The 25,867-nt window shown below is 35.9% G+C and carries 22 protein-coding genes and 1 riboswitch; of the genes, 18 read left to right on the top strand and 4 right to left on the bottom strand.

Features of this window, described 5'->3' with window-relative positions; translation table 11 throughout:
* Window positions 1–138 precede the first annotated feature (138 nt).
* The 7 genes from AC1RPV_RS06000 (at window position 139) to AC1RPV_RS05970 (ending at window position 12,290) form a co-directional block, all read left to right on the top strand.
* On the top strand, window positions 139–1,107 hold the full coding sequence (locus AC1RPV_RS06000; RefSeq protein ID WP_481761743.1) for a ribose-phosphate diphosphokinase: 969 nt from the start codon (window positions 139–141) through the stop codon (window positions 1,105–1,107).
* A 138-nt stretch (window positions 1,108–1,245) separates the two neighbouring features.
* Window positions 1,246–4,815, top strand: coding sequence for a PD-(D/E)XK nuclease family protein (locus AC1RPV_RS05995; protein WP_481761742.1), 3,570 nt, complete (start codon window positions 1,246–1,248; stop codon window positions 4,813–4,815).
* On the top strand, window positions 4,808–8,548 hold the full coding sequence (addA, locus tag AC1RPV_RS05990) for a helicase-exonuclease AddAB subunit AddA (protein ID WP_481761741.1): 3,741 nt from the start codon (window positions 4,808–4,810) through the stop codon (window positions 8,546–8,548). The genes AC1RPV_RS05995 and addA overlap by 8 nt, the downstream gene beginning before the upstream one ends.
* A 492-nt stretch (window positions 8,549–9,040) precedes the next feature.
* Window positions 9,041–10,024: a mannose/fructose/sorbose PTS transporter subunit IIA gene (locus AC1RPV_RS05985; protein WP_481761740.1), complete on the top strand. Its 984-nt coding sequence runs from the start codon at window positions 9,041–9,043 to the stop codon at window positions 10,022–10,024.
* A gap of 38 nt (window positions 10,025–10,062) precedes the next feature.
* A complete protein-coding gene (locus AC1RPV_RS05980; RefSeq protein ID WP_481761739.1) occupies window positions 10,063–10,866 on the top strand; it encodes a PTS mannose/fructose/sorbose transporter subunit IIC in 804 nt (267 codons plus the stop codon).
* Window positions 10,867–10,889: 23 nt separating this feature from the next.
* Window positions 10,890–11,798, top strand: a complete 909-nt coding sequence (locus tag AC1RPV_RS05975) for a PTS system mannose/fructose/sorbose family transporter subunit IID (protein WP_481761738.1) — start codon at window positions 10,890–10,892, stop codon at window positions 11,796–11,798.
* 105 nt (window positions 11,799–11,903) lie between these two features.
* Window positions 11,904–12,290 carry a DUF956 family protein gene (locus AC1RPV_RS05970; RefSeq protein ID WP_409021995.1) on the top strand — a complete coding sequence of 129 codons (387 nt, stop codon included), beginning with the start codon at window positions 11,904–11,906 and terminating at the stop codon, window positions 12,288–12,290.
* Between the two features lie 31 nt (window positions 12,291–12,321).
* Here the strand turns inward: AC1RPV_RS05970 and AC1RPV_RS05965 are convergent, their stop codons facing one another.
* A complete protein-coding gene (locus tag AC1RPV_RS05965; RefSeq protein ID WP_481761737.1) occupies window positions 12,322–12,849 on the bottom strand; it encodes a hypothetical protein in 528 nt (175 codons plus the stop codon).
* A gap of 189 nt (window positions 12,850–13,038) precedes the next feature.
* Between AC1RPV_RS05965 and AC1RPV_RS05960 the strand changes: the two genes are divergently transcribed.
* The 3 genes from AC1RPV_RS05960 (at window position 13,039) to AC1RPV_RS05950 (ending at window position 14,593) form a co-directional block, all read left to right on the top strand.
* Window positions 13,039–13,758 (top strand): VIT1/CCC1 transporter family protein, encoded by a 720-nt coding sequence (locus AC1RPV_RS05960; RefSeq protein ID WP_481762651.1) that lies wholly within the window; start codon window positions 13,039–13,041, stop codon window positions 13,756–13,758.
* 54 nt (window positions 13,759–13,812) lie between these two features.
* The gene (locus tag AC1RPV_RS05955; RefSeq protein WP_481761735.1) at window positions 13,813–14,226 is read left to right on the top strand and encodes a helix-turn-helix domain-containing protein; all 414 of its coding nucleotides are present in this window, start codon (window positions 13,813–13,815) and stop codon (window positions 14,224–14,226) included.
* 166 nt (window positions 14,227–14,392) lie between these two features.
* Window positions 14,393–14,593 (top strand): cold-shock protein, encoded by a 201-nt coding sequence (locus tag AC1RPV_RS05950; RefSeq protein WP_112251328.1) that lies wholly within the window; start codon window positions 14,393–14,395, stop codon window positions 14,591–14,593.
* Window positions 14,594–14,683: 90 nt separating this feature from the next.
* Here the strand turns inward: AC1RPV_RS05950 and AC1RPV_RS05945 are convergent, their stop codons facing one another.
* The 3 genes from AC1RPV_RS05945 to AC1RPV_RS05935 are packed head-to-tail and all read right to left on the bottom strand — an operon-like array spanning window position 14,684 to window position 17,001.
* Window positions 14,684–15,763 (bottom strand): LCP family glycopolymer transferase, encoded by a 1,080-nt coding sequence (locus AC1RPV_RS05945; protein ID WP_481761734.1) that lies wholly within the window; start codon window positions 15,761–15,763, stop codon window positions 14,684–14,686.
* Between the two features lie 21 nt (window positions 15,764–15,784).
* Complete coding sequence (locus AC1RPV_RS05940; protein WP_481761733.1) at window positions 15,785–16,159, bottom strand: DUF1634 domain-containing protein; 375 nt, start codon at window positions 16,157–16,159, stop codon at window positions 15,785–15,787.
* Window positions 16,159–17,001: a sulfite exporter TauE/SafE family protein gene (locus AC1RPV_RS05935; RefSeq protein ID WP_481761732.1), complete on the bottom strand. Its 843-nt coding sequence runs from the start codon at window positions 16,999–17,001 to the stop codon at window positions 16,159–16,161. Before AC1RPV_RS05935 ends, AC1RPV_RS05940 begins: the two co-directional genes overlap by 1 nt.
* 184 nt (window positions 17,002–17,185) lie before the next feature.
* Here AC1RPV_RS05935 and AC1RPV_RS05930 point away from each other — a divergent pair, with 184 nt between their 5' ends.
* From AC1RPV_RS05930 to serS, 8 genes are all read left to right on the top strand, one after another.
* Window positions 17,186–17,818 carry a phosphatase PAP2 family protein gene (locus AC1RPV_RS05930; protein WP_481761731.1) on the top strand — a complete coding sequence of 211 codons (633 nt, stop codon included), beginning with the start codon at window positions 17,186–17,188 and terminating at the stop codon, window positions 17,816–17,818.
* A 3-nt stretch (window positions 17,819–17,821) separates the two neighbouring features.
* A complete protein-coding gene (locus tag AC1RPV_RS05925; protein ID WP_481761730.1) occupies window positions 17,822–18,343 on the top strand; it encodes a GNAT family N-acetyltransferase in 522 nt (173 codons plus the stop codon).
* A gap of 86 nt (window positions 18,344–18,429) precedes the next feature.
* Entirely contained in the window at window positions 18,430–18,963 is a 534-nt protein-coding gene (locus tag AC1RPV_RS05920; RefSeq protein ID WP_481761729.1) for an Rrf2 family transcriptional regulator, read from the top strand.
* Between the two features lie 135 nt (window positions 18,964–19,098).
* Window positions 19,099–20,778 (top strand): acetolactate synthase AlsS, encoded by a 1,680-nt coding sequence (gene alsS, locus AC1RPV_RS05915; protein ID WP_481761728.1) that lies wholly within the window; start codon window positions 19,099–19,101, stop codon window positions 20,776–20,778.
* A 26-nt stretch (window positions 20,779–20,804) separates the two neighbouring features.
* Window positions 20,805–21,518: an acetolactate decarboxylase gene (gene budA, locus AC1RPV_RS05910; protein ID WP_481761727.1), complete on the top strand. Its 714-nt coding sequence runs from the start codon at window positions 20,805–20,807 to the stop codon at window positions 21,516–21,518.
* A gap of 44 nt (window positions 21,519–21,562) precedes the next feature.
* A riboswitch (Lysine riboswitch) is annotated at window positions 21,563–21,747 on the top strand.
* A gap of 124 nt (window positions 21,748–21,871) precedes the next feature.
* Window positions 21,872–23,302 carry an amino acid permease gene (locus tag AC1RPV_RS05905; protein ID WP_481761726.1) on the top strand — a complete coding sequence of 477 codons (1,431 nt, stop codon included), beginning with the start codon at window positions 21,872–21,874 and terminating at the stop codon, window positions 23,300–23,302.
* Window positions 23,303–23,328: 26 nt separating this feature from the next.
* The gene (locus tag AC1RPV_RS05900) at window positions 23,329–24,042 is read left to right on the top strand and encodes a M15 family metallopeptidase (protein WP_481764174.1); all 714 of its coding nucleotides are present in this window, start codon (window positions 23,329–23,331) and stop codon (window positions 24,040–24,042) included.
* 277 nt (window positions 24,043–24,319) lie between these two features.
* The gene (serS, locus tag AC1RPV_RS05895; RefSeq protein WP_481761724.1) at window positions 24,320–25,588 is read left to right on the top strand and encodes a serine--tRNA ligase; all 1,269 of its coding nucleotides are present in this window, start codon (window positions 24,320–24,322) and stop codon (window positions 25,586–25,588) included.
* The last annotated feature ends 279 nt before the right edge of the window (window positions 25,589–25,867 follow it).

Genomic DNA, 25,867 nt, shown 5'->3' with positions numbered 1-25,867 from the left:
AAACATAAGGATTGTCGTTTAGTCTGAAGGAACAATTCAGATAATCTTAAACTTTTTACTTAGAGCATAGTAATTTAAGTGTAAATTCATTATAATAGAACTATAAAGAAAAAATACAGATTAATAACGGAGGCTATCATGTCGGGTCAATTCGCAAAAGGTCAATTAAAATTATTTGCACTTAATTCTAACGTTGAATTAGCGGAGAAGGTGGCTAAGGTTTTAAATACTAGTCTTTCTACAGCATCCGTGAAACATTTCAGTGATGGCGAAATTCAAATCAACATTGATGAAAGTATTCGTGGCGCAGATGTTTATGTTATCCAATCAATCTCAAATCCAGTAAATGAAAATTTACTGGAACTTTTGATTATGGTTGATGCGTTACGTCGTGCAAGTGCGGGTACAATTAACGTTGTAATGCCTTATTATGGTTATGCACGTTCAGATCGTAAAGCACGTTCACGTGAACCTATTACAGCTAAGTTAGTTGCAAACTTTATTCAATTAGCCGGTGTTTCTCGTGTAATTACACTTGATTTACATGCCGCTCAATTACAAGGATTCTTTAACATTCCAGTTGATCATTTAGTTTCTTTAGAAATCCAAGCTAAATACTTCATTGAAAATGGGATTACAGATGATGTTGTTGTGATTTCACCTGATCATAATAGTGTTAAAGGTGCTCGTAATATGGCTGAAAAGCTCAAAGCACAAATTGCTATTGTTGATAAACGTGGATCTGATTTTGCTGATAATATTGCAGCAACATCAATTATTGGCGATGTAAAAGGGCGTCGTTGTATCATTATTGATGATATGATTGATACAGGGACAATGATGACTGATGCAGCGCGTGCACTTAAAGCTGCTGGTGCAACAGATATTTATGCTTGTGCAACACATGCTGTGATGTCAAAAGGTGCGATTGAAGCTTTATCTGATGACAATATTAAACAAGTGATTGTAACAGATAGTATCGTTGTTCCAGAAGCTGACAAGCTCGATAAACTTGTGCGCTTATCAGTTGCCGACTTGTTTGGCCAAGCAATTGATTTAATTCATAAGAATCGCTCAGTTGATAAACTATTTACAGAAAAAGATTAAATTAAAATGAACCGCTGGTTAAATCACCTTTGTGATTTGTCCAGCGGTTTTTATGTGTTCTTAAAAAAATATAACAGCTAAATATGGTATATTATTAGGTAATGATAACGAGTTAGCGGTATGAAAAGGGGAGTTAAAATGAGTTTAAAATTTGTCCTAGGAAAAGCTAGTAAAGACCATCAAGCAAGCCTTGTTGCACAATTAAAAGCAGCGCAAACGACTGATTCAACGGCATCTTTTTTTTATCTTGTTCCCAATCATATTAAGTTCGAAGCAGAAGTTAGTATCCTTGAAGCATTAGGTAAAGACAAACTTGTCGAACAAAATATTTTTGCACAATCGAACGTCCAAGTCTTTTCGTTTACTCGATTAGCTTGGTTCTTTTTGAAGAATACACCCTATTATCAGATTCCTCGTTTATCTCAGTCTGGATTAAATATGTTAGTTTATCAATTAATTTCGGAACATGAAGATGAATTAACAATATTTCGTGGTGAAAGGACCCAAACTGGGTTTATTTCACAACTAGTCAGCCAACTGAAAGAATTAAAAGTTGGTTGTGTGACAGTTGATGATTTAACTCGGATTGCTGAATCTTTCCCAACGACTGGGGACTTAGGTGCTAAATTAGATGATTTACAAATTATCTATCGCGCATTTGATGCTGCGATGGCTGACCGATATATTGAAAATAATGATTTATTAGCAGAGTTGAGTCGTTATTTAACAGATGACGTTTTGAAGACGAGTTATTTTTATATTGACCATTTTTCTCAATTTACAGCACAAGAGCAGGAGCTCGTGAACGCACTGATTAAGGGTGCGAAACAGATTACAATTGGCTTAGTCTTAGATAAAGGCAATGCACATGAAGTTGCTGAAAAATCTGACTTATTTTATAAATCAAGCCGGATGTATGTTAATTTGATTGAAAAAGCACATCAAGCTCAGATTCCAGTGCTAACGGATAGTTATGCTGAAACCAAAGTTAACCAGAATCCCGACTTATCTCGTCTGGAAGATTTTTGGATTGACTCTAGACGGTTAGTTAAAACAAAATCAGAAAGGTTAGAAAATTCAGATTCTATTCAACTTTTTGAAGCCGATAGTCGGTATATTGAAATTCGACAAGTGGCGACAAAAATTCGCCAGTTAGTTGCAACTAAGGAGTATCGTTATCGAGATTTTATGATTTTAACGCGGCATTTAGATAGCTACGAAACGGTTATTCCACCGGTTTTTAAAGAATTTAAAATACCTTATTTTAACGATTTACAACACGCAATGGCTGACCATCCCTTAGTCGAGTTACTGGCAGCGTTATTTGAGGTGAAAGAAAAGCATTATCAATATGGCGCAATGATGCGCTTATTAAAAACTGAATTATTAATACCACAAATAGAAAATCATGCTATGCCAATTGAACAGTACCGTAGTGCTGTTGATTTAACAGAAAATATGGTTTTAAAATACGGTTTTTCTGGTTCTCAGTGGCTACGTGAAGATGATTGGACGTTCTACCGGTTTGATTTTACGGATGCAGATGAGCAACAGACGGATAAGGACCAAAGTATCACAGTACAAATTAATCAAATTAGACATTTTGTTAAAGACGTTTTACCAGGATTCTTCAATCAACTAGATCAGGCGACAACCGGTGAAGAGGGGGCAAAGCTAATTTATCAGTTTCTTGTTGAACAAGGTGTGACACAACGCTTGTTAAGTTGGCGAGACCGCTATTTAGCTGCTGGAAACATCTCACAATCAGAAGAACCAGAACAAACTTGGCAAACATTTGTTGGGATGTTAGATGAATATGTTGAAACATTGGGAACTAAAATGTTCAATACCGCTGACTTCATGGCCTTGATTCAAGCGGGATTTGAAGGGGCAAGTTACTCACAAGTGCCATCAACATTAGATCAGGTCGTTATTTCTGAATCAGGGATGGTTCAAATGAACAACCGAAAGATTACCTTTATGATTGGATCAACTGATATGGTGATGCCAGAACAAGTTAGTCAGACACAATTATTAACAGATGATGATCGGGCGAAAATGGCTAATCTATTAACTGATGATCAATACTTAGCCGATTCGGCTATTAGTCAAATGGCCGCTGAACCCTTTTTGAATTATCTCGGATTTTTAGGACCACGCGAACAATTGATTTTTTCATATCCAAGTGGCAACGATGGCGAAAAGAATTTAAATCCATCGCCTTATTTAATGATGATTAAAGAACACTTCAATTTATCAGTTCAACATTTAGCTGCTAATCCTGAATTAACAGAACAATCAGTCCTTGATTTTATCGGAACAAAACGTAGTACATTATCATCATTGGTTGTAGCTAGTCGACTTGCCAAAACAACTGCAGTATCCATGCCTAGTGCTTGGTTGTATGTGTTACGTCAACTGTCGGCTGACCCAGAAATGGGACCATTAACGAAACAATTATTAGGAAGCTTAGCGTATAAAAATATACCGGTTAAGTTGACGCCGGAAATTATAACTGATTTATATGGAACACAAATGAATACTTCAATTTCAAAACTAGAAACTTTCTATCGTAATCCATTTGAATATTTTTTACAATATGGGTTGAAATTGAAAGAACGAGACATTTTCGAGCTGTCTCCTGCAAGTACTGGTGAGTTTTTCCATATGGGGTTGGATGAGTTGATGAAAGTTGTGACTGAATCAAACCAAGTCTATGCCAATGTACCCAAAGAACAACTAGATGAATATTTGAATGTAATTTTAAAAGATATGCGCGAGTTACCTCAGTTCCAAATTCTTGGTAGTTCAAGTCGAATGGGCTATATTGCTAAACAATTAAGTCTTCTATTAAAACAAGTGACGCATGCCATGTGGCAACAAGGGCAACAAACAAAGATGAAGCCACTGAAAACAGAAGTTTTATTTGGTCATGTCGGTGCTGAGTCAGGTTTGAAAGCCCTAGCTTATAAGTTACCTGGCGGCCATTCAGTTAAAGTCCGCGGTAAAATTGATCGAATTGATTATATGAAGGTTGATTCAAAACAATATCTTGGAATCGTCGATTACAAATCAGGGATTCGAAAGTTTGATTTTAGTGATGCTTTCTATGGATTATCAATGCAAATGTTAACTTACTTGCAAGCATTGATTGAGAATGCAGAGGTAATTGCACCAAATACTGGACTGAAAACTTCGGCAGCTGGTGCAGTTTACATGCACTTACAAAATCCTAAGCTGAAAATTGAAGATGTACAGAAAAAAGGATTGGATAATACGTTGTTGAAAGCAAACCAAATGGATGGGCTATTATTGGAAGATGAGCAGTTACTGAGCCATTTAGATACTGATTTTGAAGACGAATCAACAGGGTTTTCATTAATCTATCCATTTAGAAAAACGAAAAAAGGGTTCACATCACCATCAGCTCGTTCAAAAAAATTGATTTCACAATCAGATTTAGATTTCTTGTTGGTACACAATAAACAATTAATTATTGATGCGGCAACAGATATTTTCGAAGGGATAATCGATTTAAGTCCGGCTAGATGGAACGCTAAAAAAACAGCCCTACAATATTCACCATATAAATCAATATTCCAATTTGATGCGATGTTACCCGAAAATAATTACCATGAAATAAGTAAATTAAGCTGGGAAGAAATTGAAAAACGGATTATAGACGGGGAGGCCGACAGTAATGAGTAAGTTTACATTTACACCAAATCAACAACGTGCTATCGATGAAAGTGGGACTAATATTCTTGTATCAGCCTCTGCCGGTTCCGGTAAAACACGAGTTTTAGTTGAACGCGTCATTCAAAAAATATTAACGGGAACAGCTATTGATGACTTATTAGTTGTTACGTTTACAGACGCTGCAGCTAAAGAAATGCGTCAACGGATTCAGGTGGCACTTCAAAAGGCAATCAATGAAGCAGACAATCATGAACAAAAACAACATTTAATGGATCAATTAATGCGCTTGCCAGTTGCAAATATTAGTACATTTGATGCATTTTGTCTCCAATTAATTAAACGCTACTATTATGTGATTGATTTGGATCCCGTTTTTAGAATGTTAACAGATATGACTGAGGCGGCTTTATTAAGAGAGAGTGTCTGGGAAGACGTCCGGGAAATGTTGTATGCCAAAGACGATGTCGACTTTGAGAGATTAACACAAAATTTTTCAAATGATCGAAATGATGATGGTTTATCTGAGTTGGTTTTTAGCCTATTTACATTTGCGAGTTCGAAACCAGATCCTACCGGTTGGTTGGCTAGTTTGGCAGCAACTTATGATGTTGGCGATAATTTAATCAGTAGTTCGTTTTACCAAAAGAGTATTAAGCCATTAGTTCAAGCAAATTTAACGCAAATCCAGGCCGATTTAAAAACGGCTCTAGAACTATCAATTCAATTTGGGTTAGAGAAACATCAAGCAGTGACTGAAGAAGAAAGTCAGATGTTGTTAGCTGTTGTCCAATCTGTTGAAAACGATGGTTCTTGGAATCAAATTCGCGATAATATTCGTGGGTACGAATTGAAACGTGCGCCTAGTGTGCCAGCTAAAAATTTAGAAGATGACCAAGCTGTTGCTAAGGATCAAATTAAAGAATTAAAAGCTGGAATAAAAAAACGTTTAGCTAACTTATCAGAACAATTTTTTGTTTTAAATGAAACAGAAACACTGCATATCATGACAGAATCTAAGAAATTAGTTGAAAAATTAGTCAGTGTGATTGGCTTATTTAGTGATGCCTTCACCAAAGAGAAACGTCAAAGACATATACTTGATTTTAATGATTTGGAGCATTTAGCACTGGACATTTTAGCGAGTGATTCTGAATCTTCCGAGCAAACACAAGCTGCTCTACAAGGAAAATATGAAGAAGTTCTGGTAGATGAGTATCAGGATACTAATCAACTACAAGAAGCTATTTTGACAAGGGTAACCACGACTAATCCCGGTAATATGTTTATGGTGGGGGATGTAAAGCAGTCAATATATGGTTTTAGGCTGGCTGATCCTAGTTTGTTTTTAAGTAAATACCAAGCTTATAAAGAAACTGACAGTAATGGAAATCGAATTATCTTAGCTGAAAATTTTCGTTCTGTGAAGAATGTAACAGATGTGACTAACTTAATTTTTACCCAGATTATGGATGAAACCGTTGGACAAATGGCTTATGATAATGATGCTAAATTGGTTTTTGGGGCAAACTACTACCCAGATATTGAGCAAAAAGCAGAAGTGCTGATTTACGAATCTGATGAACCTGAATCTGCAGAAAGACCGGATGATGATAGTGAAGCAACGAATGATCAGTTTGAAATTGATGGTAAATCGGAAGGCCAAATTGCTTTAATTGGTCAACGGATTCAAGCGTTAATCGTAGATGAAACAGAGATTTTTGACCGTGATAAATCAGAAAAACGTCCCGTTGAATACCGAGATATTGCATTACTAGTCCCAACTCGTAAAAATAATTTGGTGATTATTGACCAATTTAAAAAAATGGGTATTCCAGTCGTTGTGAATGATGCGGAGAGCTATTTCCAAACAACTGAAATCAGAATTATGATGTCATTATTACGAATTATTGATAATCCCTATCAAGATATTCCATTGGTAAGTGTCCTACGGTCGCCAATTGTTGGATTAGATGAAAATCAACTGGCCTATTTACGGATTGGCAACCGAACAGATGATTACTATCAAGCGGTGTTAACTTTTTATCAAAATTTTGATACGTTTAAAGCAGGTAGCTTCGCAAAAACACTGTATAATAAAATTGAACGTTTCTTAACACAACTTTCGGGCTTTCGTGAAATCGCGCATGAAAATCAAATTGCGACCTTAATTTGGCAGATTTATCAGGATACTGGATTTCTTGATTATGTCGGGGGGATGCCAGCTGGAAGTCAGCGCCAAGCCAATTTACATGCGTTGTATAACCGAGCTCACGCTTACGAAAATAGTAGTTTTAAAGGTTTATTCCAGTTTGTGCGCTTCATTGAAAAAATGCAGGAACGCGATAAGGATTTAGCAGAAGCACCTGTACAAAATGTCGCAAATGCAGTGTCAGTCATGACAATTCATGGTAGTAAGGGACTTGAATTTCCAATGGTCTTCTTGGTTGACGCGACACACCAGTTTAATCAAATGGCGATGCGAAAACCTTATTTAATTGATGATCAGGCTGGATTAGGAATAACCTATTTAAATCCTGAAAATCGGACGATGGAAGATACGCTACAAAAAACAATTGTAAAATCAGCTGCTATTGCAAAATCAGAAGCGGAAGAAATGCGATTACTGTACGTAGCCTTAACGCGTGCGGAACAACGATTATTTATTGTGGGGGCTTACACAAATAAAAAAACGGCAATTAATCATTGGCAAAAGGCATTTCAAAGCCAACAATTAGTTTTAAATGCAACAGCTCGAAGTGGTATTAAAAATTTCATGGATTGGATTGGTATGGCGCTAGTTCGTCATCCTACTTTTGATATGTCACTATTATTGGATCCAGCAACATCATCACTACTATTAAGTGATGATGAAACGCAATTTAGCGTTAAATTTTATCAAAAAACCGACCTGAACCAGATGAGTAAAGTGAGTGAAGAAGTTTCTCAGACGGATTGGTTAGAAACAATCACGGGTGAGATGCCTGAGACGTTTGAGGATATTGATGTTAATCAAATTGATCAAGTCTTAAATTTTCAGTATCCATTCGATAATTTAACTAAAACAACTGCTTACCAAGCTGTATCGGAAGTAAAACGTCTATTCGATGATCCAGCTAATCGCGAAATGAATCAGTTGAGTATTGAAGGACAAGGCAACCGATACGTTACGAGTGAACTTGCTGTACCGAAATTTATGCAGGGAGTTGCAGCACCAATGGGAAGTGATATTGGGAGTGCAACTCATCTCATTTTACAAGAATTAGATTTAACTAGTGAGATAACTTTAGCGATAATCCAAGCTAAAATTGAGCAATTAGTGACGGCAAAAGTAGTCACTAAAGAAGTTGCTACGTTAATTAATGGACAACACATTGCCAATTTCTTTCAAACGGATTTAGGCAAAGAAATTCTAACTATAGGTAACGATGTACAACGTGAAGCGCCATTCTCAATGTTACTACCTGCCAATGAGCTATTTCAAAAGGTTGAGTCAAATAAGGAAAAAGTTTTGATCCATGGAATTATCGATGGTTATTTTGTAAAAGATAATACGTTGGTGGTATTTGATTATAAGACTGATAAAGTTTCTAAAGACAATACAATAGAAGAAATAGAAAAATTGACAGCACGTTATCGTGGCCAATTGAACTTATATGGCGAAGCACTAGAGAATATGACTGGGTTGAAAGTTGCGCATAAATATCTGTATTTGCTGTCTATTAATCAAGTTGTTGAAGTTTAATAATTCGAAGATCTCATTTCAATGAGGTCTTTTTTTAATCAATGAAAAGAATAAGAAAATATTTTAAGCAATTTCAATACCACTTTGTGTTAAAAAAATAAAATAGCATTGTATATAACAAAACTTTTTTTATAAATTGGTATAGATAAGATTTTGTTGAATGAAACAAGCTATGGAAACGTAAAAAAACCCATCATATAGGTTGATAACTAATATCTATACGATTAAATGGTATAATTGTAAGCGAATACAAATTAATATTTTTAATAGTAATTCGTAATCGTTGTGCTATACTTAACAACATAGACGTTATGGAAACGATATTATTTTTAAGTGTTTCGTAACATTTTAAAATTAAATCAGATTACCTAGGAACAAAAGCAAAATGCTTAAGTTGTTTTTGAAATAATTTTTGCGTGTTTTTATATTATAAATGTAAGCGTTTTTCCGGAGTTCTTACAGTAATCTGATAAAAATTTAGGAGGTTTTAAAATGGTTGGAATTGTAATTGCAAGTCACGGTAAATTTTCCGAAGGCATCATGCAATCCGGTTCAATGATTTTTGGTGAACAAGAAAATGTTCAAGCTGTAACTTTCATGCCAAACGAAGGACCAGACGATTTAAAAGCTCATCTTGAAGCAGCAATTGCTACTTTTGATGATCCTGAAGAAGTCTTATTCTTAGTTGATTTATGGGGTGGATCACCATTTAATCAAGCAAACGGTTTGCTTGACGCTCATAAAGATAAATGGGCAATTGTTACAGGTTTAAACTTACCAATGTTAATTGAAGCCTACGCAGCACGCTTGTCAATGGATTCTGCACAAGAAATTGCTGCAAGTATTCTAAGCGAAGCAAAAGGTGGCGTTAAGATTAAGCCAGAAGATTTAGCACCAAAAGAAGCAGCTGTTGTTGCAACAAACAAACCTACTGGTTCAATTCCTGAAGGAACTGTAATCGGTGATGGTAAAATTAAATACGTTTTAACACGTATTGATTCACGTTTATTGCATGGACAAGTTGCTACAGCATGGTCTAAATCAGTTAAGCCTGACCGTATTATCGTTGTTTCTGATAATGTTGCTAAGGATACACTTCGTAAAAACTTAATTGAACAAGCTTCACCACCTGGTATTATTGCACATGTTGTGCCAATTGCTAAGATGATTGAAGTTTCAAAAGACCCTCGTTTTGGTGGAATGAAAGCATTACTTCTTTTTGAAAGTCCACAAGATGTGTTAACAGCAATTGAAGGCGGAATGAAATTTGACGAAGTTAACCTTGGTTCAATGGCTCATTCAGTTGGTAAAGTAGTTGTTAACAACGTATTATCAATGGGACAAGACGATGTTGATACTTTTGAAAAACTAGAAGATAAGGGCGTTAAATTTGATGTCCGTAAAGTACCTAACGATTCAAAAGAGAATATGGCTAACATTCTCAAAAAAGCTAAAGGTGAATTAGCAAAAGCTTAAACAACACAATAAAAGAAAATTAATTTAGGAGGCTTATTATGTCAGCTATATCAATGATTTTAGTAGTAATTATTGCCTTTCTAGCTGGTATGGGTGGAATTTTAGATGAATTCCAATTCCATCAACCACTAGTGGCATGTACATTAATCGGGTTAGTAACCGGTAATTTAACCGCCGGAATTGTTTTAGGTGGTACACTTCAAATGATCGCACTTGGTTGGGCTAATGTCGGGGCAGCTATTGCACCCGATGCTGCACTTGCTTCAGTTGCATCAGCAATTATTTTAGTATTAGGTGGACAAGGGATTAAAGGTGTTGGATCAGCTATCGCTATCGCCGTTCCCCTTGCCGTTGCCGGATTATTCTTAACAATGGTTGTTCGTACACTTGCTGTTCCTATTGTTCATGCAATGGATGCAGCAGCAGAACAAGGTAATATCCGTAAGCTAGAAATATGGCATGTTCTTGCTATTGGTATGCAAGGTATCCGTATTGCTATTCCAGCCGGAGCATTGCTCTTTATTCCAGCTGAAACAGTTAAAGGTTTCCTTGAATCAATGCCCGCATGGTTAACAGATGGTATGGCTATTGGTGGTGGTATGGTTGTTGCCGTTGGTTATGCACTTGTTATTAACATGATGGCTACAAAAGAAGTATGGCCATTCTTTATTCTTGGTTTCGTAGTCGCAGCTATTACTCAATTAACATTGATCGCTATTGGTGCTATCGGTGTTGCTCTTGCTCTTATTTACTTGAACCTTTCAAAAATGGGTGGTTCATCAAATGGTGGCGGTGGCAATAATACCGGTGATCCACTTGGCGAAATTCTAAACGATTATTAAACTGGAAGAAGGAGGAATATATTATGGCAGATAAAATTGAATTAACTAAAAAAGATCGATTGGCTGTAGCATGGCGTTCAACGTTTATTCAAGGTTCATGGAACTACGAACGTATGCAAAATGGTGGTTGGACATTCTCAATGATTCCAGCAATTAAAAAATTATACAAAACTAAAGAAGAACGTACGTCAGCAATGAAACGACACATGGAATTCTTTAACACTCATCCTTATCTTGCTTCACCAATCCTTGGTGTTACATTAGCACTTGAAGAAGAACGTGCTAATGGTGCCCCTATTGATGATGTTGCAATTCAAGGTGTTAAAGTTGGTATGATGGGTCCTTTGGCTGGTGTCGGTGATCCCGTATTCTGGTTTACTGTTCGTCCAATGTTAGGTGCTTTAGGTGCTTCATTGGCTATGGGTGGTAACATTATGGGACCAATCATTTTCTTCGTAGCTTGGAATATCATCCGTATGGGATTCATGTGGTATACACAAGAATTCGGTTATAGAGCTGGTTCTAAGATTTCTGAAGATATGTCAGGTGGCTTATTACAAGATGTTACTAAAGGTGCTTCGGTACTGGGAATGTTCGTTTTAGCCGCATTAGTAGAACGTTGGGTTTCAATCAAATTTACGCCAGTTATTTCAACAGTTAAGTTGGATAAAGGTGCTTATATTGATTTTGATAAACTCCAAGGTGGAAAAGGCATGCAAACAGCTATGCAACAAGCTAGCGACGGTTTAGCTCTTTCACCAAATAAAGTAACAACATTACAAAATAACTTGGATCAATTAATTCCAGGTTTAGCAGCATTATTATTAACATTCTTCTGTATGTGGTTACTTAAGAAAAAAGTTTCACCAATTCTTATCATTCTAGGTTTATTCATAGTTGGTATCGGTGGACACGTACTTGGAATTTTATAAAATTTCAAAAAAACTCAGGAATTTTCCTGGGTTTTTTTATATGGTTCAATGCAATTAATTAAGGTATAATAAGATAACGTCAAAAAACATTGGAGTCGAAATACTATGGTCCAGTCAATTAATACAAAGGTAGACTTAACAATCGATGCAACTGCTTTCACAGGTTTAACTGATTATGGTAAAATCATGATTGGCGATAAAGGGTTTGAATTTTATAATGACCGTGATGCACGCAAGTTTATCCAAATTCCATGGGATGAAGTTGATCAAGTTATCGCGTCTGTGATGTTTAAAGGACGATGGATTCCGAGATATGCAATTAAAACGAAGAAGAATGGGACATTTACTTTTGCGTCTAAAAAACCAAAAATGGTGTTACGTGCAATGCGTAACTATGTTGATCCAGCTCATATGGTTCAATCACTTGGAATGGGCGATGTTTTAAAACGATCAGTTAAATCAATTTTTAATAAAAAAAGTAAAAATAAGTAATCAAAAAAACATTCTCATTGAGAATGTTTTTTTAGTAGATTAAAATATTTAAACGAAATTCTTCAAAACCATTATCAATTTGAAGTTCGTCGTCTTCGAACGTTAATTTCTTATAAGGACCGCCTGTCAAATAAGTGGCAATTTTATAATGTGGTAGGCCTGCCATAATATTATGGACCTGTAATGTATCCTCTTTTGGTAGGTAGCCGAGTTTTCGCATCACAGCTTGATCATCTTCAAAATAAAGTGCAATACGACTATTTTCATTGAATGATACAACATCTTCCTTTAAAGATAATTTATCAAATGACAAATCGACGGGATATTTCCAAACTTCAAGTTCTTCGTAATCAATAAGAAGGAGTAACTGAATGTTAGATTCTAAATCCTCATCGCGCCACCCTTTATTAATATTTTCATTTTTAGTTATTGTTTGTAAGACAACCTTAAAGTTTTGATTATAAAGTGATAAGTCATCAATTTCGGCATCAAGGTACCAAGGATGATTATTTTTAATTTCAAAATAGGGACTAATTGGGTATTTTTTTGAGTCAGACATTTGATTCACCTCTTTCGAACAATTGCTTTAAGTATATCCTATAATGGGTTGAAATGCAGGTCCTTTCGATTTCTAGTAGTCAGTCTTTATCTATGGTAAGATTGTGTCCCATTTAAGATAAGGCAATCATGTTCCTTAACGAAATTAATAAACCCGACTGATAATCGTTCCCAATTAGCTTATACTTAAATGATTGGAAATGGAGTGAATCATTTGATGAATAGTCGTGCATTAAAAGTAGGAATGGCTTTATCAACGAAATTAAATATTTTAAGAGCAGGGGTATTAGGTGCTAATGATGGCATCATCTCAGTTGCAGGCGTTATTCTGGGGATGGCCGGTGCTAGTCAAGGTAAGTACTATCTTGTCTTAGCTGGACTTGCTGGTATGTTTGCGGGAGCGTTCTCAATGGCTGGTGGTGAATACGTCTCAGTTTCTGCACAAAGGGATACACAAAAATCGATTATCCATTCAGCTGCAAAAAAGTTAAAAGAAAATCGTGAATTTGAAATTGAACGATTAATTAATATCTACCAAGCAAAGGGATTCTCGCGGATGGTCGCAACGGATGTGGTCAATGAACTAATGTCTCAAAATGAACTAGAAAATTACTGTAAAGAAGTTAACAATATTGATGTCGGTGAGTACTTAAATCCGTGGCACGCAGCGATGTCCTCAATGACATCCTTTGTAGTTGGCTCGCTAGTTCCATTATTATTAATAGCGATACTCCCAACTGAGTTTATGATTCCACTGACGGTTATTGGCGTTGCTTTAGCTTTACTTTTAACAGGGGCAGTAAGCGGGATATTAGGGCGTAATAATATTAGACATGCCATGGTAAGAAATGTTTTTGTTGGATTAGTAACAATGGCTGTAACTTATTATATTGGCGGTTTATTTGGTTAAAAACCTACCCTTTTTTTAAAAAAGAGGTATGCTTATCTAAAGGAGGTGTTGTTGATGTTTCCGGAAAGATTAAAAGCATTGCGCAGAGGTAGTGGATTAACGCTAACTCAATTAGCTGTTGGATTAAATCAGTCTCAAAAATCGAATCATAACTTGAATTCTGGCCCGCAGATTGGTAGTTGGGAGCGTGGTATTAATACACCCTCATATCTTGAAGTCAGAAAGTTGGCCGAATTCTTTCATGTTTCAATTGATTTTTTAGTTGGTCAAACTAACGATGAATTGATTGATCTTGAAGATTTATTCGCACGGACGGCAACACTTTTATACCGCGATAAAATTTTATCAGGTAGTGATCGTTATGAAGTTATTCAAATGATTCAAGGATATTTAATGGGTAAATACCAGCCATATAATCTGGAAGAAAATGATGATTTAGCGTTACCACTTGAAGATGAAAACAACTAAATAAAAGCGCTATTTTAGAATTTGTTTTTACAATTAGACGTGATATAATTTAGGTGGCTTTTCAAATCAAATGAAGTTGATGAGTGTCTTCGGAAACGATATCAACTGGGACGATTTGAGAGTCATAAATAAAACGTGTCACATAGACACAAGGAGGATTTTATTCATGGAACAAGGTACAGTAAAATGGTTTAACGCAGATAAAGGTTTTGGTTTCATTACTCGCGAAGATGGTAGTGATGTATTCGTACATTTCTCAGCTATTCAAGGTGACGGTTTTAAAACATTAGACGAAGGTCAAAAAGTAACTTTTGACGTTGAAGATAGTGACCGTGGACCACAAGCAGTAAACGTAAACAAAGACTAATTTAAAATCTAAACAACTTGCCATTTAGGTGAGTTGTTTTTTTATGCAAAAAAGTAGGCCGTCAATCCCCGATTGACGGCCTACTTTTAACTATTCACGAGTTGTATTAATTTTTGTATCGGCTGTTAAAGTATTTCCAGTTTTAGCTGGAACCAAGCCAAGTGTGGAACGTAATTTATCAGTGATACGTTGTTTTTCAGTTTCGCTGGCAATTTCAAAAGCTTCTCCATTGACCATTGTTCCTGTACCTTGTAGATAATCTGAATGTGAATGATGTGTTGCCTTACGATAATTGGTACCTAAGACGGTAAGATCATTGAATGTTAAATCAGTTTTCATTTGAGATGACATTGTATTTAAAAATTTATCGTCTAATAAATTTTGAAGTTGTGTACTTTTTAAAGCCACTGCCATAATAATCTGACGTTGGCGTTTTTGTCGACCGTAATCGCCAAGAGGATCATCATATCTCATGCGGGCATACGAAAGGGCTTGTTTACCGTTGACATGAGTTTTAACGCCTTTTTTGAAGCTGGCACCATTATAAGAAAAAGATAGTGGTGGATTAACGTCAACACCGTCAACAGCATCAACTAGTGATTCTAAACCGCCCATGTTGATTGTTGCGTAGAAATCAATGGGTACATTGAAATATTTTTCAACAGTTTTAACGGCAGTTGCAGCACCACCATAAGCATAGGCAGCGTTTATCTTACTTGGAAAATCTGATTCATGGTCTGAAACCGCAACTTCAGTATCACGCGGTAAACTGATTAAGGTCATTGATTCTGTTTTAGGGTTAAGTGTGGCAACGATTAAAGTATCCGTTCGGCCACCAGTTTTAGCACGACCCAAGGCACCATCATCAGAACCTAAAAGTAAAATCGAAATAGGATGGTCCTTTTCCAAAACCGCTGCGACATTTCTAGTTTTAGCAATTTTAGTAGAAGTATAGATTTTATCAGCTGCATTTTTAGCGTTTGAGTATTTATGGTAGGCATAAACGCCACCGCAGATAGCAGCGATTATTATAATGATTAACCAAATTAAGCGACGACGTTTCTTGTTTTGCTTTTTATTTTTTCTTTCGCGTTTTGGTAAAGGCAGGTGATTAGTTGTTTCTTGGTGTAGTAGTTGTTCTTTATGATAGTTTTCTCGACGACTTGACATTGAAATGTTCCCCTTTATTAATTAATGTTCGCCAATAAAAAAGCCAGCAATTAAAATGACTAAAACGATGACGGTAATTTTAACGTACAGATAATCTTTTTCTTTGTAGAAAGCATAAATTGAAATAACGACACGAAGAATTGGTGTTAGTATTAAGCAAAATAGCCCAAGCATCATAATTGCGTAAGGTTTAAGTGCGACAATTCCAGAAATGATAGCAGAAAATGAAGTTGGAAATGTATTACCTTGATAGCCTGTTGAACCTGTAACTAAGGATAGGATAAGACCAATAATCATAATTATCGCAGAAATGAAAACGCCAATTCTTAGTATTTGACCAATCATTAATTCAATTTTTGCCATTTCGGCTGATGTGTTATTTTTTTCATTCATCATTAGATAGATACCCCGAATCCTTTTAGAATCATCTGAATGCTGACATACAATAGTACAGGTACAAAAATGAGGCGAATTATTTTTGCGGGTAGGTATTGCATTGCACGCGAACCAATTGATGAACCAACTAAAATTCCTAGCGCTAATGGAACCGCAATATCAGGTCTAATTGAACCATTGAAAAAGTAGACGGTCGCACTTGCGGCAGCGGTGACACCCATCATTAAGTTACTTGTTGAACTTGATGGTTTCAACGGCATTTTCATTGCAGTATCCATTGCCATAACTTTGAAAATACCAGATCCGATTCCTAGTAGTCCACTAGCAACTCCAGCACCAAGCATAATCGCCATCCCACCTGGAACATTTTCGACTTGATAATCAACTTGTTTTTTTAGTTGTTTATCATAGTACGAACTATTCAGTTTAAATTTGGTAGATAAATAATCAGGTTCAGCTGATTTTAAAACTTCTTCACCTACAAAAATTTTTTTAAGCATGTTGTAGACAGAAAGTAGCAAAAAAGCACCGAATAAAATGAAGAGAAAGGATGTATTAAAGACTCCTGTTAAGAGTGCTCCACAAATCGCACCAATTGTCGTTGCGATTTCTAAAAACATGGCGACCCTCAAATTTAAAACGTCATCTTTTAGAAATGCAATTGTAGCACCAGAACTCGTTGCGATAACGGCAATGATACTAGCACCAATAGCGTATTTAATATCTAATCCCATCATTAAAGTTAAGACCGGGGTGACAATGATGCCGCCACCTAATCCTAAGATAGATCCTAGAGCACCTGCCACAAGACCAGCGGCAAGCATAAGTAGTAGCGTATTCATTATTTATTTTCAACTCTTTTCTAAATTTATAAAGATATCCTATTTTACCATAAACTTACATAAAATTGAGCATTTGCTTGATTTCTGTATGAATTCTTAAAGATTTTGGTAACTAACTTTAAACAAATTAAAAAATATGATAAATTATGTGGATAAAATAGACTGTAATTAAGAGGTTAGAGTAATGATTAATAAGAATAAACTTTATGGAGTAGTCATAATAGGCAGTGGACTATTCGCAATATTGACGTTATTAATAGTAACAAAAAATAATTTTATTCATGGTATAGATAATAATATCATTGCAGTTGTTAGGTTTCATCCTACAGCGCAACTAGACCAAGTGATGCAGATAATCAGTTGGCTAAGTAGTCCGATGATGATAGGGTTGTATTCAGTCATTTTGATGATTATTTTATATAAATTACGACGAGGTGTACTCGCTATTTGGACAGGGATGACCATAATGACTGGAGCACTGTTAATTAAGCTCATTAAAAGTAGCGTCCAGAGACCTCGACCAGTGGGGCATGGATCAATTACTGGATTCAGTTTCCCCAGTGGACATACGTTCGGGGTGGCATTATTTTGTCTAACGATAATGAGTATTATGCTGGTAGAATTTAAGTATAGTAAACAATTTTTGATTAACTGCTTATTAGCGATATGGATCATGATGATTATGATTTCAAGAGTATATCTACAAGCTCACTTTCCGACGGATACGGTAGGCGCTGTTCTTTTAACAGTCACTTGGATAGCCATTGCACGCGTTATATATCTAAAAATTCTGAATAAATTTAAAATTGAGGGCTAAAAAATGAATCAATATGAAACGAAACGGCTTGTGGTACGTCCGTTATGCTCATCAGACATAAATGACATATATGAATATGCTTGTGATGAAACGGTTGGTCAAATGGCTGGCTTTTTACCCGTGAATTCATTGGCTGAAGCTAGTTTGTTCGTTGCGACGCTACAAAAACAAAGTATATTTGCGATTGAGTGTAAAGGAAATCAAAAAGTAGTCGGTAATATCGGTTTATATGAAGTAGTTGATGAGAATCAAGAACCTAGTTTGGTAGTTAAAGAGGTTGGCTATGCACTAAATCCTATTTTTAAGAATCAAGGGATAATGACTGAAGCAGTTCAAGGACTTTTAACAATGGCTCAGGCGTTAGATTTAGAACGTGTAATTGGCGTGACAACTATTGAAAATAAAGCATCTATCAAAGTGTTAAAAAAATCCAATTTTAAATTTGTTGAAAAAAGAGCGGTTTCATCCCTTTTTCAACCTGCTGCTCTAATTAATGAAATTGTTTATGCGGTTGATTTAAAATAATCAATACCAATTGTCAACGACATATGTTATCCTTTATTCGTATATATAGAACTATTTGAAAATTAATCAACCGGGGGTAGCTGACTATGCAATTAACAAAAGGATTTGAACAAGCAGCGTGTATTATTTCTTTATTGGCAACGCAGGATAAGGGTGTGCCAATTTCATCGCAAGTAATCAACGCTCGTCTTGGTGGTTCACAAACTTATCTTCGTAAAATTATGCGTAAGTTAGTCGTTGCGGGACTTGTGAAATCTGTTTCAGGTAATAATGGCGGTTTTACGTTAGCAAGGGATGCTAAGGATATCAATTTATTAGAAATTGTGGAGGCTTCGGAAGGAAAGATTGAAACCTATCCAAACTTCGGTTTCTTTGATCGTGTATTTCGTGAATTTAAACAAGATACAGAAAAAGCAACCGTCGTCGTTAATAGTGTTTTTGCTGAAGCGGATAAACGTTGGGCTAATTATTTAGAGTCACAAACGGTTTATCAACTAATTGCAGCAACGTTTGACGAAACTGAAATTCCTTTAATTAATTGGAATGAAGAAGATATCAGTGGTCAACGTAAATTAATCATTCAAAAAATTGTCGAAAATGTAACCGGAAATCATAAATAACGAAACCATTATTAACCATAACTGGGTTAATAATGGTTTTTTATTTAGGCTTACATTTGGTAAGTTTAAACCATAGTCATTTATTTGTGAAAATGCTATCATGGATACTACTAAAACAAATTCGGAGGAAATCTAATGACAGATAATAAATATTACGGCGCAGATGCCATTGTTGATAGTTTAATAAATCATGATGTGAAATATGTATTTGGTATTCCTGGTGCAAAAATTGATCGTGTTTTTGAAAAATTGGAACATCCGACGAATTCTAAATCGCCAGAATTAATTATTACGCGCCATGAACAAAATGCAGCATTTATGGCTGCTGGGATTGGTCGTATTACAGGTAAACCGGGGGTTGTTTTAACGACTTCCGGACCTGGTGCAAGTAATTTGGCAACAGGCGTTGTGACGGCTACGGCAGAAGGTGATCCTGTTCTTGCTATTTCTGGTCAAGTGAAACGTTCAGATTTAACGAGACTAACGCATCAAAGTATGAATAACACGGCATTATTTGAACCAATCACTAAATATAGTGCAGAGGTTCAAGAACCTGAGAATATTTCAGAAGTGATTGCTAATGCTTACCAAGAAGCTGAGGCTGCAAAGCAAGGGGCAAGTTTCGTTAGTATTCCCCAAGATGTAACAGATTCAGAAGTGAAAACAAAAGTTATCCAGCCTTTAATGGCACCTAAATTAGGTCCCGCTAGCCCGGTAGAAAGTACACTTTTAGCACAAGAAATTAAAGCAGCAAAATTACCTGTTTTACTTGTGGGAATGCGGGCATCTTCACCAGAAGTAACAAAAGCTATTCGTAATTTAGTTGAAGCAACGAATCTACCTGTTGTGGAAACATTTCAAGCCGCTGGTGTGATATCGCGTGAATTAGTCGGTGATTTCTTTGGTCGTGTGGGCTTATTCAGAAATCAACCAGGGGATCAATTACTTAAAAAGAGCGATTTAGTTATTACAATTGGCTATGATCCTATTGAATATGAACCACGTAACTGGAATGCAGAAGGAACAGCTAATATTGTTGTTGTTGACGATATGCGTTCAGAGATTGATCATAATTTCCAACCAAAGAAAGAGTTAGTGGGCGACATCGCGCAAACACTTGAATTTTTATTACCCTATATGAAAGGCTATCAAATGGCATCTGAATCTCGTGAGTATTTAGATGGCTTACAAGAAAAATTACAGGCTAGGGATGAAGCGCCAGTTGTGACAAGTGACACATTAACCAGTCATCCATTAAGCATTATCCAAGAATTACAAAAACGTGTTTCAGATGAAATGACGGTAGCAGTTGATGTCGGTAGTTTCTACATTTGGATCGCGCGACATTTTAGAAGTTATGAACCACGTCATTTATTATTTAGTAATGGGATGCAAACATTAGGAGTTGCGTTACCTTGGGCAATTTCAGCGGCCTTAGTTCGACCTAATACACAAATCGTCTCAATTTCTGGAGATGGTGGATTCTTGTTTTCAGCCCAAGATTTGGAAACAGCGGTTCGTTTGAATCTGAATATTGTTCATATTATTTGGAATGATGGACACTACGATATGGTTAAATTCCAAGAAGAAATGAAATATGGTCAATCTGCCGGTGTGAATTTTGGCGCAGTGGATTTTGTGAAATATGCGGAAAGTTTTGGTGCAAAAGGCTTACGCGTTGAAAAAGCACAAGATTTAGCTAAAACATTAGATGAAGCATTTGCAACTAATGGTCCTGTTATTGTTGATATACCAGTTGATTATAAAGATAATCAAGAATTAGGACAATCAATTTTAATGGATCAATTATATTAAAATAATTTTCAAGAGAGGTCAACGACATGCAAGATATAAAAAAGGTTTATCAACATGGTACCTTAGCAACATTAATTGAAGGCTTGTACGAAGGCACATTGAGTGTTGGAGAATTATTGAAACATGGTGATTACGGAATTGGAACTGTTGGTGATTTAGATGGCGAAATGATTGTGATTGACGGAAAGGCTTTCCAGATTACTGCAAAAGGTCAAATTAATCAAGTTAGCGATGACGTTCTTGTTCCATTTGCGACAGTCCATTTTAATCAAGCAGACGCATCTATTCAATTTGAAAATGTGGCAGGAAATGTTTTAGAAGAGCAATTACTTGAATTATATCCTTACCAAAATTTATTTTTTAGTGTTCTTATTAAAGGAACATTTAGTAAAATGAGTACACGATCTGTTGCTAAACAAAGTAAACCGTATCCAGAATTAACTGCGGTAACTGCCAAACAATCGGAATTTGAAGAAGAAGATATTGATGGAACAGCTATTGGCTATTTCACACCTGAGTTATTTCAAGGAATTGGTGCAGCGGGATTCCATATTCATTTTTTATCTGATGAAAATAAAATGGGTGGACATATTTTAGATTATCATTTAAAAAATGGGGTTGTGAGTTTACAGCCATTTAGTTCGATTGAACAACACTTTCCAATCGAAAATGAAGCTTTTTTAAAAAATGAAACAGATATTGAAAAGTTGCATGATGAAATTAATATAGCTGAAAATTAGGATACAGCTTGCAAAATATCAGTGAATTGATTATAGTAAGAATTATCGAAAGAAGAGGATGCAGTTTTCATAAGTATGTTTAATGAAGCAATTAAGTGCTGAAGAAGTTAAACTGAAAGGGTGAACTGCCGAAGTGGATGCTAACTTAGATTTAGTGACTGCTGGGGTCTGATTTAATAAGTCAGAAACTGTCGTGATTATATAGTAATCACGGGGCGCTTATAACGATTTGACTGAGTCTATTAATCTGAGTCTTTTTGTATAACGCGTAATAGTGTTGTACAAAAGGTCTCTTTTTCTTTTCTCAATTTTAAAAATCACGAGTGCTCCTCTATATATAGGGGGGATTTCATATGGCAGAACAAGAAGGTATGCACCGAGAGTTAAAAACAAGACACTTATCAATGATTGCCTTGGGTGGAAGTATTGGAACAGGCTTATTCGTTGCGAGTGGGTCAGCAATTTCGAAGGCAGGGCCAGGTGGTGCGTTACTAGCTTACATTGGCATTGGAATTATGGTTTACTTTTTAATGACTAGTTTAGGTGAAATGGCAACGTATTTACCAGTTTCAGGGTCGTTTGCGGTTTATTCAACGCGATTTGTTGATCCTGCGATGGGTTTTGCAATGGGTTGGAATTACTGGTTTAACTGGGCAATTACATTGGCTGTTGATATTAGTACAGCTGCCTTGGTTATGCAATTTTGGTTGCCAGATGTACCAGGATGGATTTTTAGTACAATCTCGTTAGTTATTATTTTTTCAATTAATGCGTTGTCAGTTAAATCATTTGGTGAAACAGAATATTGGTTATCAATTATTAAAGTGGTGACTGTCATTGTCTTCTTAATCGTTGGTGTATTGACTATATTTGGTATTCTAGGTGGCCATGCAACGGGACTTGAAAACTTTACAATGAAGAAAGCTCCATTTGTTGGTGGTGTTCCAATGATTCTAAGTGTATTCGTCGTCGCTGGTTTCTCTTTCCAAGGAACTGAATTAATCGGTATTACGGCGGGAGAATCAGAAACGCCTGAAAAGAGTATTCCAAAAGCAATTAAACAAGTGTTTTGGCGGATTCTACTATTCTATATTTTCGCTATTTTTATCATTGCAGCAATTATTCCGTATACAAGTCCAGATTTACTCGGCTCAAGCGCATCAGATATTTCAATTAGTCCATTTACATTGGTCTTTCAAAGAGCTGGGTTAGCCTCTGCAGCAAGTGTTATGAATGCAGTTATCTTAACATCTGTACTTTCAGCTGCAAATTCAGGAATGTATGCATCAACTCGAATGCTTCATTCACTTGCGGAACAGGGTTACGCTCCTAAAAAGTTTAAACAAACGAATAGTCGTGGTATTCCAATGGCAGCACTAGTGGGAACAACATTTATCGGATTACTCACATTTTTAGCAAGTGTTTTTGGAGCAAAAGTGTATGTCTTTTTACTGAGTGCTAGTGGGTTAACTGGATTCATCGCTTGGCTAGGAATTGCAATCTCACATTACAGATTTAGAAAAGCGTTCAAAGCGCAAGGACATGAAGTGTCAGAATTAAAGTACTCTGCAAAATGGTTCCCAGTGGGCCCTATTTTAGCGCTTGTTCTTTGTATTTTAGTTATTCTTGGACAAGATATTCAATCATTTAAAAATTTTGATTGGGAAGCAATCTCGGTTAGTTATATGAGCATTCCGTTATTTGTTATCTTGTACACATATTATAAAATACGCTATAAAACAAAATTAATTCCATTAAAAGATGTAGATTTATCAAAGAAATGAGGCACATTTTGACTAGAAGAAAATGGATGATGATGGTAGTAATGATGTGTGCACTATTAATAGGTGCATGCGGTAAGAAAGCGAATACGACACCTAGCCATAAAACGGTAAAAGTCACACAAAAAAGTGAGCTACCTAAAGGTGTAAAGGCAAATGATTGGAATTTAATATTAGTTAATTCAGAGCATAAACTCAAGCAAGAACTGGATTTTAAACAGAAAATAGATGGAAATGTTATTGTAAATTCAAAAATTGAGAGTGCTTTGAATGATTTTGTATCAGCAGCAAATAAGGCCGGGTATAAGGCGTCACTGGTATCTGGTTATCGATCAATTAGCTACCAAAAAGAGGTCTATGCAGACTCAATTAAAAGCTATGAAAATTCGGGAAAGTCAGTTGCTCAGGCTAAACAATTAACAAAAGAGTATGTGGCAGAACCAGGATCAAGCGAACATCACACCGGACTAGCAGTCGATATGATGTCATCAAATTGGTATGCCAAACATAATGATTTAGATAATAGTAGTGAAACAGATAAGGGTCAAAAATGGTTAATCAACCATGCGGTAAATTATGGATTTATATTGAGATTCCCGAAAGATAAAGAAAAATCGACTAAAATTGATTATGAAACATGGCATTTCCGCTATGTTGGTAAAAGTAACGCGAAATATATAGTTAAGCATCATCTTTCGTTAGAAGAGTATATCGATTTGCTTAATAAAGCGGGTAAGAATTAAACTTGCAATTTAATAAAACAACGCTTATTATTAAAGTAATAAATAAACACGGAAAACGTTATAAGTAGGCATTTAAGAGACGTAATGGTGGTGGAAATTACGAAGCTGAAAATCCGGCGTGAATAAGTGGGTGGGTAATGCCACACGGGAGACCGTTATCTATTTGAGTGTGACAAATGATTATTTGTCGAACTTGGGTGGTACCGCGAAAATGAGCCTTTCGTCCCAATTAGTGGATGAGTGGGCTTTTTTTATACAAAAAAAGGAGGAACAGAATATGTTAGATATTAAAATGATTCGTCAAAATGTCGATGAAGTTAAGGAACAATTGGGTAATCGTGGGGTAAAACCAGAGATTATTGATGAAATGGTTGAAAAGGATCGTAAACGTAGGGATATTATTGTTCAAACCGAAACTTTAAAAAAGAAAAGAAACGATGTATCGCAAGCTATTGCACAATTAAAACGAAATAAAGAAAATGCAGATGCTCAAATCGAAGAAATGAAAAAAGTCGGAGATGAAATTAAAGCATTTGATGAAGAATTAAAGGTTTTAGATGCAGACGTAACAGATATGGCATCGCGACTACCAAATATGCCAAATAAAACGATTCCAGTAGGTCCTGATGAAGATTCAAACATTGAATTAAGAAAAGTAGGTACACCAAGAACTTTTGATTTTGAGCCGAAAGCACATTGGGAAATCGGTGAAAATTTAGATATTTTAGATTTTGAACGTGGCGCTAAAGTGTCGGGCAGTCGATTCCTATACTATAAAGGATGGGGAGCTCGTTTAGAACGTGCTTTATACAATTTTATGCTTGATCAACATGCAATTGATGGTTATACAGAGATTATTCCTCCATATATTGTTAATGATGAGTCAATGTACGGAACTGGTCAATTTCCGAAGTTTAAGGAAGACGTTTTTCAAATCGCAAATGAAAATTTAACGTTAATTCCAACAGCAGAAGTACCATTAACTAATTACTACAGGGATGAAGTTATTCCGGAAGAAAAATTACCAGTATATTTCACAGCTCTCTCACCCTCATTCAGATCTGAAGCAGGAAGCGCTGGAAGAGATACACGTGGATTGATTAGATTGCATCAATTTAATAAAGTTGAAATGGTGAAATATACTAAACCAGAAGATTCATATGCAGAACTAGAAAAAATGACAAGTGATGCAGGCAGAATTATGGAAAAACTTGGGTTACCATATCATGTGATAACATTGTCAACGGGAGATATGGGATTCTCAGCAGCAATGACACATGATTTAGAGGTTTGGTTACCTGCACAAAATATGTATCGTGAAATTTCAAGTTGTTCTAATACTGAAGCATTTCAGGCTCGTAGGGCTCATATCCAATATAGGGATGATGATGGAAAATTACAGTTTGTACACACGTTGAATGGTTCAGGATTGGCAGTTGGTCGTACGCTAGCAGCAGTTCTTGAAAATTATCAGAATGAAGACGGGTCGGTAACTATTCCGGAAGTTCTTCAACCATACATGGGTGGATTAGACATTATTAAATAGCTTTTATCAAAAAAGCGACTTAAACTTATCAATTCGATGAGGTTAAGTCGCTTTTTTGATAAAGTAATAATTAATAAATCAAATTTATCTGTAATGAAGTATTGACAGGGTGTATACCAGATGGTATATTAATAAAGCTGATTGATACGGCAAGAAGAAATGAATATTTATTCAAAAAAATTCTTGACAAATCATGACGTGGTTGATATGATATAAAAGTTGTCAAAAGCAACCAAGTAGATCTTTGAAAACTGAACAAATTTTCGACAAATCAAATGT

This window comes from Dellaglioa sp. CoH-55-MRSF-9 (genome assembly GCF_056782155.1).
The sequence above is the reverse complement of the archived record's forward strand: the minus strand, read 5'-3'. Positions and strand labels throughout refer to the sequence as shown.